The sequence below is a fragment of the Kitasatospora sp. LaBMicrA B282 genome (assembly GCF_050325825.1).
Taxonomy (GTDB): domain Bacteria; phylum Actinomycetota; class Actinomycetes; order Streptomycetales; family Streptomycetaceae; genus Kitasatospora.
Genome location: NZ_JBNQTI010000287.1, coordinates 1 through 5,929, shown reverse-complemented (window position 1 = coordinate 5,929; position 5,929 = coordinate 1). Strand labels below are relative to the sequence as shown.

The following is a 5,929-nucleotide window of genomic DNA, read 5'->3' as shown; positions in this document are numbered from 1 at the left end:
CCACCGGCGACCGGCTCGGCCTGGCCCGCGGCGCCCTGGTGCTGGCCGGCGGCCACCGGCAGCGCGGCCGGCACGCCCGGGCGCTGCACGAGCTGGACTGCGCGCTGCCCCACGCGCTGGCCGCCGCGGCCGACCGCGAACTGGCCAACACCCTGGGCACCATGGGCCTCTCGCTCTGGCGCGGCCCGGCGCCCGCCGACCGGGCGGTGGCCCGCTGCCAGGAGCTGCTGGCCGCCCACGGCACCGACCGGCCCGCGGTGCACAGCACGCTGGGCTTCCCGCTCGCGGTGCTGCACGCGGTGCGCGGCCGCGCCGACCTGGCGGCCGAGGGCCTGGCCGGCACCCGGCAGGCGATGGCCGCCCTCGCGCACGCCGAGGGCCGGGCGTTCGGGCCGCTGCTGGAGGGGATGCTGGCCGCGCTGGCCGACGAGCGGGACCTGGCCGCACGGGCGCTGACCGAGGCCCTGGCGGCGGCTCGCACGCTCCGGGCCGGGCCGTTGGTCCGCAGCGGCGCGCTGGAACTGGCCCGGGTGCGGCTGGCGGACGGCGACGGGGCGGGTGCGGCCGCGCTGCTCGACGGCCTGGCGGTGCCCGGGGAGCAGCCGAGCGCGGCGGCCGACTGGTGCGGGGTGTGCTCGCGGATCCACGCGCTGCGCGGCGAGCACCCCGAGGCACTCGCGCTGGCCCGCCGCGCGGTCCGGCTCGCGCAGCGCACCGACTCGCCCACCGACCGGGGCACCGCCGCGCTGGACCTGGCCCACGCGAGGCGGGCCGCCGGCCGGCCCGAGCAGGCCCGTGCCGCCCTGCTGGCCGCCCGCCGGCAGTTCGCCGCCAAGGGGCACCTGGTCGCCGTCGGCCGCACCGACCGCCTGCTGGCCGCCTGGAGCGAGCGATGACCAGCCCACCCGCCGGCGCCGGCCGGGCCACGGCCCTCACCTGGAACCTGTTGGACCGCCGGCCCGCCGACATCCCGATCGCCGCCGGTGCCGCCGACCGGATCACCCCCGCGTGGGCCTACGGCGGGGCGGACGGCGCGGGCGTGCGGGTCTGCCTGGTGGACAGCGGCGTCGAACCGGGCCACCCGATGATCGGTGAACTGGCCTCCAACCACGCCGTGGTGCTGCGCGGCGAGCAGGCGGCGGTGGTGCCGGTGGCCGCCGAGGACGTCTGCGGCCACGGCACGGCCTGCGCCGGGATCGTGCGCCGGCTGGCCCCGCGCTGCGAACTGCACAGCGTGCGCATCCTGGGCGAGCACGGCAGCGGGAGCGGGCAGGCCCTGCTGGCCGGGCTGGGGTGGGCGATCGACCAGGGCTTCGACGTGATCAACCTGAGCCTGTCCACCTCCCGCCCGCAGTTCAACCAGGGGCTGCGGGAGTTGGCCGACCTGGCCTACTTCCGCCGGTCGGTGATCGTCGCCTCGGCGCACAACGCCCGGATCGAGAGCTTCCCGTGGCGGTTCTCCTCGGTGGTCTCGGTCGGCAGCCATGCGGAGGACGACTCCGGCCTGGTGCTCTACAACCCCGTCCCGCCGGTGGAGTTCTTCGCCCGCGGGCAGGCCGTGCCGGTCGCCGGCCTGAACGGCACCACCACCCGCAACACCGGGAACAGCTTCGCCGCCCCGCACGTGACCGGGCTCAGCGCGCTGATCCTCGCCAAGCACCCCGACCTGACCACCTTCGAGTTGAAGACGGTCCTCTACCTGACAGCCGCGAACGTGCGAGGAGCCTGACCATGAGCGAGCAGCCTGCGGGCGACCCCCTGGACGCCGCGGCGCTGGCCGCGGTGATCTCCGGCGTGCTGTCCGACCCCGGCCCCGAGGACCGCGAACTGCTCTCCTCCGTCGTGCAGGTGGCGCGCGCCATCTTCGGCGCGGCGGCCAGCTCGATCTTCCTCTTCGACCGGGCGGCCGACGAGCTGGTCTTCGAGGCGGTCTCCGGGGCGGGCGAGGAGTTCCTGGTCGGCACCCGGTTCCCGGCCCACCGCGGGATCGCCGGCTGGGTGGTGGACACCGGCGAGCCGATGACGGTGAACGGGCTGGCCGGCAACCGGATCTTCGCCCAGGACCTGGCCGAGCGGACCGGCTACGTGCCCGACGCGATCATGGCCGCGCCGGTGCTGCACCGCGCGGAGGTGCTCGGCGTGATCCAGGTGCTCGACCCGCACCCGCAGTCCCGCTCCACCCTGGCCGACCTGGACCTGCTGACCGCCTTCGCCGGCCAGGCCGGGCTGGCGCTGGCCGGGCTGCTGCGCGGGCGCGCCGCGCGCGGCGCACTGGCCCGCGGGGGCGGGGAGTTCGAGCGGTTGGCCGGGATCGTGAAGCTGCTCGCCGAGTTGCCGGCGGACCGCCGGGCCAGCGGGCTGCGGCTGGTGGACTCGCTGCACGAGGTGCTGGCGGGGATGGTGCGCTGACCGTCGACCTCTGAGGACCCATCAGCAGACCGGCGGCGTGGCGGCACGGTGCAGGGCGGCGGCGTAGCGGTGGGCGAGCGGCGGGATCCGGTAACGGACCGCGTGGGCCACCACCTCCTCGTCCTGCTCCGCCACGCTGACCAGGTGCGCCTCCAGCAACTCCTCGGCGATCCGCTCCACCGGGCCGGTCAGGCCGTCCACCCCGTCGACCACCGCCTGCAGCCCCGCCAGGTCGAAGCCGGCCGCGGGCAGCGCGCCCAGCGCCCCGAAGGCCGCCCGCTGCACCGGGGTCAGCCCGCGGTGGAAGCGGCGGTAACCGTCGTGCAGGCCCGCGTCGCCGACCCGCAGCCCGTCCACCGCGGCGGGCAGCTGCGCCAACTGGTCGGCGTACTCGCGCAGCGACAGGTGGCCGAGCACGGTCAGCTTCGCGGCCAGTGCCCGCACCACCGCGGGCGACAACCCGTAGAGCTGCCGGATGCGGGCCAGCGCCGGCTCGTGGCCGGCCACCCGCGGCCCGCCCAGCACCCGGGCCAGCAGGTCCCCGGCCTCCGCGACGGTGAACTCGCCCAGCGCCACCCGGTGCACGCACTCCAGACCGCTGAACCGGCGGGCGGTGGTCACCACGGTGCGGCTGCGCCCGCGGCCGGGCAGCAGCCGGCGGACGTCCGCCTCGCCGGTCGCGCCGTCCAGCACCAGCAGGAACTGCCGCTCGGCGAGCCAGGAGCGCCAGAGCGCGAGCGCCGCGGCCTCCTCGGCCGGCGGGGCGAGGTCCAGCCCGGTGCTGCGCAGCAGTTCGGCGAGCACCTCGCGCCAGGGCCGGGGCGTCCCGTCCGGGTGGCCGAGCGAGCAGACCACCTGGCCGTCCGCGAAGTGGTCGGCGACCAGGTGGCCGGCGTGTACCGCCAGCGCCGACTTGCCGGAACCGGTCGGTCCGCAGACCAGCACCACGCCGGGACCGTTGCCCTCGTCGGTCAGCGCCGCCCGCAACTCGGCCACCACCTTGTCCCGGCCGACGAAGTCGGACAGGTCGCGCGGGAGTTGGGCCGGCCTGATCCGCACCGCGGCCGGCGTGGCCGCGGGCACCGGGGCCGGCGGGGGTGCGGTCGGCTCGCCGAGCAGGATCTCCCGGTAGAGGCGGCGCAGGAACGGGCTGGGGTCCAGACCGAGCTCGCGGGCGATGAACTGGCGGTGCGCCTCGAAGCAGGCCAGTGCCTTGCGCCGGCCGCCGACCTGGTCCAGCGCCGTCATCTGCAACGCCACCAGGCGTTCCCGGAACGGCTGGCGGCCCGCCAACTCGCCCAGCCGGTCGAGCAGGCCGTGCGCCCGCCCGGCCTCCACCTCCAGCTCCGCCCAGTCCTCGTAGACCGCCAGGTAGCGCTCGGTCAGCCGCTGCGACTCCTCGGCCGCGAACGGGCTGTCGAGCAGGTCCACCAGCGGCCGGTCCCGCCAGAGCCGCACCGCCCGGCCGAGCAGCTCCGCGGCGCCCGCCCGGTCGCCCTGGTGCTGCGCGTGCCGTCCGGCGACGGCCAGCTCCTCGAAGTGCAGCAGGTCCGACTCCTCGGGGTCGGCCACCAGCGTGTAGCCGTAGGGCAGGTGGTCGATGTGGTCGGGCACGATCTTGCGCAGCGCGGAGACGTACACCTGGAGGTTCTTGCGCGCGGTGCGCGGCTGCCCCTCGGGCCAGAGCACCTCGATCAACTCGTCCACCGACAGCACCGTGTTGGCCCGGCAGAGCAGCGCGGCCAGCAGCAACCGTTGCTTGTAGGGACCGAGTTCCAGCCGGTGCGCACCGCGCTCGACCCGCAACGGGCCGAGCAGGGTGCAGCGCAGCCGGCCGGGCGGAACCTCGTCCCCGCGCATGCAGGCCCCCTCGTGGTCGAGTTCATGCCGTTCCGTCAGCTTCGACGAAGCGGGCGGGACCTGGCAAGGGTGCGCGCAGCAGGCGTGACGGCCCGGCGGGGAGCCGGTGCTTCGTGGCCAAGCTGTCAGGCAGCCGGGCGCATACCGCGGTCCAACCGGCCGTGCCTAGCGTCACCGGTGGTGTCGGACGCGGGTCCGACCCGGACGGGAGGAGGCCCCATGAGCAACCCCGACGTGCAGGCGCACAGCGCCGGCGGGGAGGACGAGGACGCGGCGCCGTGCGGTGTCCAGTTCGGTGTGGCGGCGGTTCCGGAGGACGTGCAGGCGCACAGCGCCGACGGCGACGACGCGGACGCGGCGCCCTGTGGCGTGCAGTTCGGTGTGGCGGCGGTGCCGGATGACGTGGAGGCGCACACGGCCGACGCGATGGACGAGGACGCGGGGATGCCCTGCGGCGTGCAGATGGGCGCCTGAGCCGTCCGACTCCGCAACGGTCCCGCACCCGAATCCCGACCGTACCCGTCCGGGCCGGCAGCCCTCGCCGGCCCGGACGTCCTCGTACCCGGAGGTCACATGGACAGTCTGCGCCGGCTCGTGGGGGACCTCGGCGAGCTCGAACGCGCCTGGGAGCTGGCGCCGTTCGTCAGCTCGGGGCTGGACGACCTGGGCGACGTCTTCTCGCTCGCCGCCGCCGAGCGGATGATCCACACCGGCCTGCCGCTGAGTGCGGTGCGGCTCTTCCGGGACGGGGAGCGGCTGCCGGACGAGCAGTACCGGCGCTACCGCGGCAGCAACCCGCGCAGCCGGGAGCAGCTGGCCGACGGCGGCCGGATCACCGACCTGGTCGGCCGCGGCGCCACCCTGGTGCTGGAGGAGTTGCAGACGCACCACCCGGAGGTGTCCGCCTTCGCCGCCGCACTCGCCCGCGAGACGGGCTACGAGGTGGACTGCACCGCGTTCCTCACCCCGCCGCGCGGCCGCGGCGTGGCACCGCACTTCGACCTGATCGGGGTCGTGCTGCGCCAGCTGCACGGCTCGAAGCGCTGGCGGATCGGCCGGCCGGTGCGGCGCTGGCCCAGCCGGGTGCAGGCAGTGGACCCGCAGGCCGTCGAGCCGGTGCTCGACGTGGTGCTCAAGGAGGGGCAGAGCCTCTACTTCCCGCGCGGCTTCGTGCACGTCGGCGAGACCACCGACGAGCCCTCGCTGCACCTCACCATCGGCTTCAAGGGCGTCACCTGGGAGAACGTGCTGCGCACCGCACTCGCCGAGGCCGCCGAGCAGGTCGAGGAGCTGCGCGAGGTGCTGCCGCCCGCCTTCGCCCGCCTGGACCGCGAGGAACTGCTCCGCCAGCGGATCGCCCTGCTGACCGCGCACCTCGCCGGCCTCGACTGGGCCGCCCTGCCGCCCGCCGCGCTGCAGCCGCGCCAGCCCTCGGCCGCCCGAGCCGCCGGCAGCCTCGAGGCCGCGCTGCGCCGCCGGGCCGCCGACTGACGGTCGGCCGGACGGGAGTCGGCACCGGACTTTTTTTTTTTTTTTTTTCCCCCCCCCCCCCCCCCCCCCCCCCCCCCCCCCCCCCCCCCCCCCCCCCCCCCCCCCCCCCCCCCCCCCCCCCCCCCCCCCCCCCCCCCCCCCCCCCCCCCCCCCCCCCCCCCCCCCCCCC

At 76.5% G+C, this 5,929-nt stretch carries 5 protein-coding genes and 1 pseudogene; 5 read left to right on the top strand and 1 reads right to left on the bottom strand.

Features of this window, described 5'->3' with window-relative positions; all coding sequences use genetic code 11:
- The 3 genes and pseudogenes from ACQRUO_RS38220 to ACQRUO_RS38210 all read left to right on the top strand — a co-directional run.
- Positions 1-896 (top strand): annotated as a pseudogene (locus ACQRUO_RS38220) (adenylate/guanylate cyclase domain-containing protein); the annotation flags it as partial.
- The gene (locus ACQRUO_RS38215) at positions 893-1,729 is read left to right on the top strand and encodes a S8 family peptidase (RefSeq protein WP_428320786.1); all 837 of its coding nucleotides are present in this window, start codon (positions 893-895) and stop codon (positions 1,727-1,729) included. The pseudogene ACQRUO_RS38220 and the gene ACQRUO_RS38215, both read left to right, overlap by 4 nt.
- A 2-nt stretch (positions 1,730-1,731) precedes the next feature.
- Entirely contained in the window at positions 1,732-2,409 is a 678-nt protein-coding gene (locus tag ACQRUO_RS38210) for a GAF domain-containing protein (RefSeq protein WP_428320785.1), read from the top strand.
- Positions 2,410-2,430: 21 nt separating this feature from the next.
- Here ACQRUO_RS38210 and ACQRUO_RS38205 read toward each other — a convergent pair whose 3' ends face one another.
- Positions 2,431-4,269 carry a BTAD domain-containing putative transcriptional regulator gene (locus ACQRUO_RS38205; RefSeq protein ID WP_428320784.1) on the bottom strand — a complete coding sequence of 613 codons (1,839 nt, stop codon included), beginning with the start codon at positions 4,267-4,269 and terminating at the stop codon, positions 2,431-2,433.
- Between the two features lie 219 nt (positions 4,270-4,488).
- On the opposite strand from ACQRUO_RS38205, the gene ACQRUO_RS38200 reads away from it, so the two are divergent.
- Positions 4,489-4,743: a hypothetical protein gene (locus ACQRUO_RS38200; protein WP_428320783.1), complete on the top strand. Its 255-nt coding sequence runs from the start codon at positions 4,489-4,491 to the stop codon at positions 4,741-4,743.
- 99 nt (positions 4,744-4,842) lie between these two features.
- Positions 4,843-5,760, top strand: coding sequence for a JmjC domain-containing protein (locus ACQRUO_RS38195; protein ID WP_428320782.1), 918 nt, complete (start codon positions 4,843-4,845; stop codon positions 5,758-5,760).
- The last annotated feature ends 169 nt before the right edge of the window (positions 5,761-5,929 follow it).

What these genes read in the sequence shown, in the direction of transcription:
- ACQRUO_RS38215 (WP_428320786.1), top strand. Translation starts at nt 893, where the DNA reads ATGACCAGCCCACCCGCCGGCGCCGGCCGGGCCACGGCCCTCACCTGG.
- ACQRUO_RS38210 (WP_428320785.1), top strand. Translation starts at nt 1,732, where the DNA reads ATGAGCGAGCAGCCTGCGGGCGACCCCCTGGACGCCGCGGCGCTGGCC.
- ACQRUO_RS38205 (WP_428320784.1), bottom strand. Translation starts at nt 4,269, where the DNA reads ATGCGCGGGGACGAGGTTCCGCCCGGCCGGCTGCGCTGCACCCTGCTC.
- ACQRUO_RS38200 (WP_428320783.1), top strand. Translation starts at nt 4,489, where the DNA reads ATGAGCAACCCCGACGTGCAGGCGCACAGCGCCGGCGGGGAGGACGAG.
- ACQRUO_RS38195 (WP_428320782.1), top strand. Translation starts at nt 4,843, where the DNA reads ATGGACAGTCTGCGCCGGCTCGTGGGGGACCTCGGCGAGCTCGAACGC.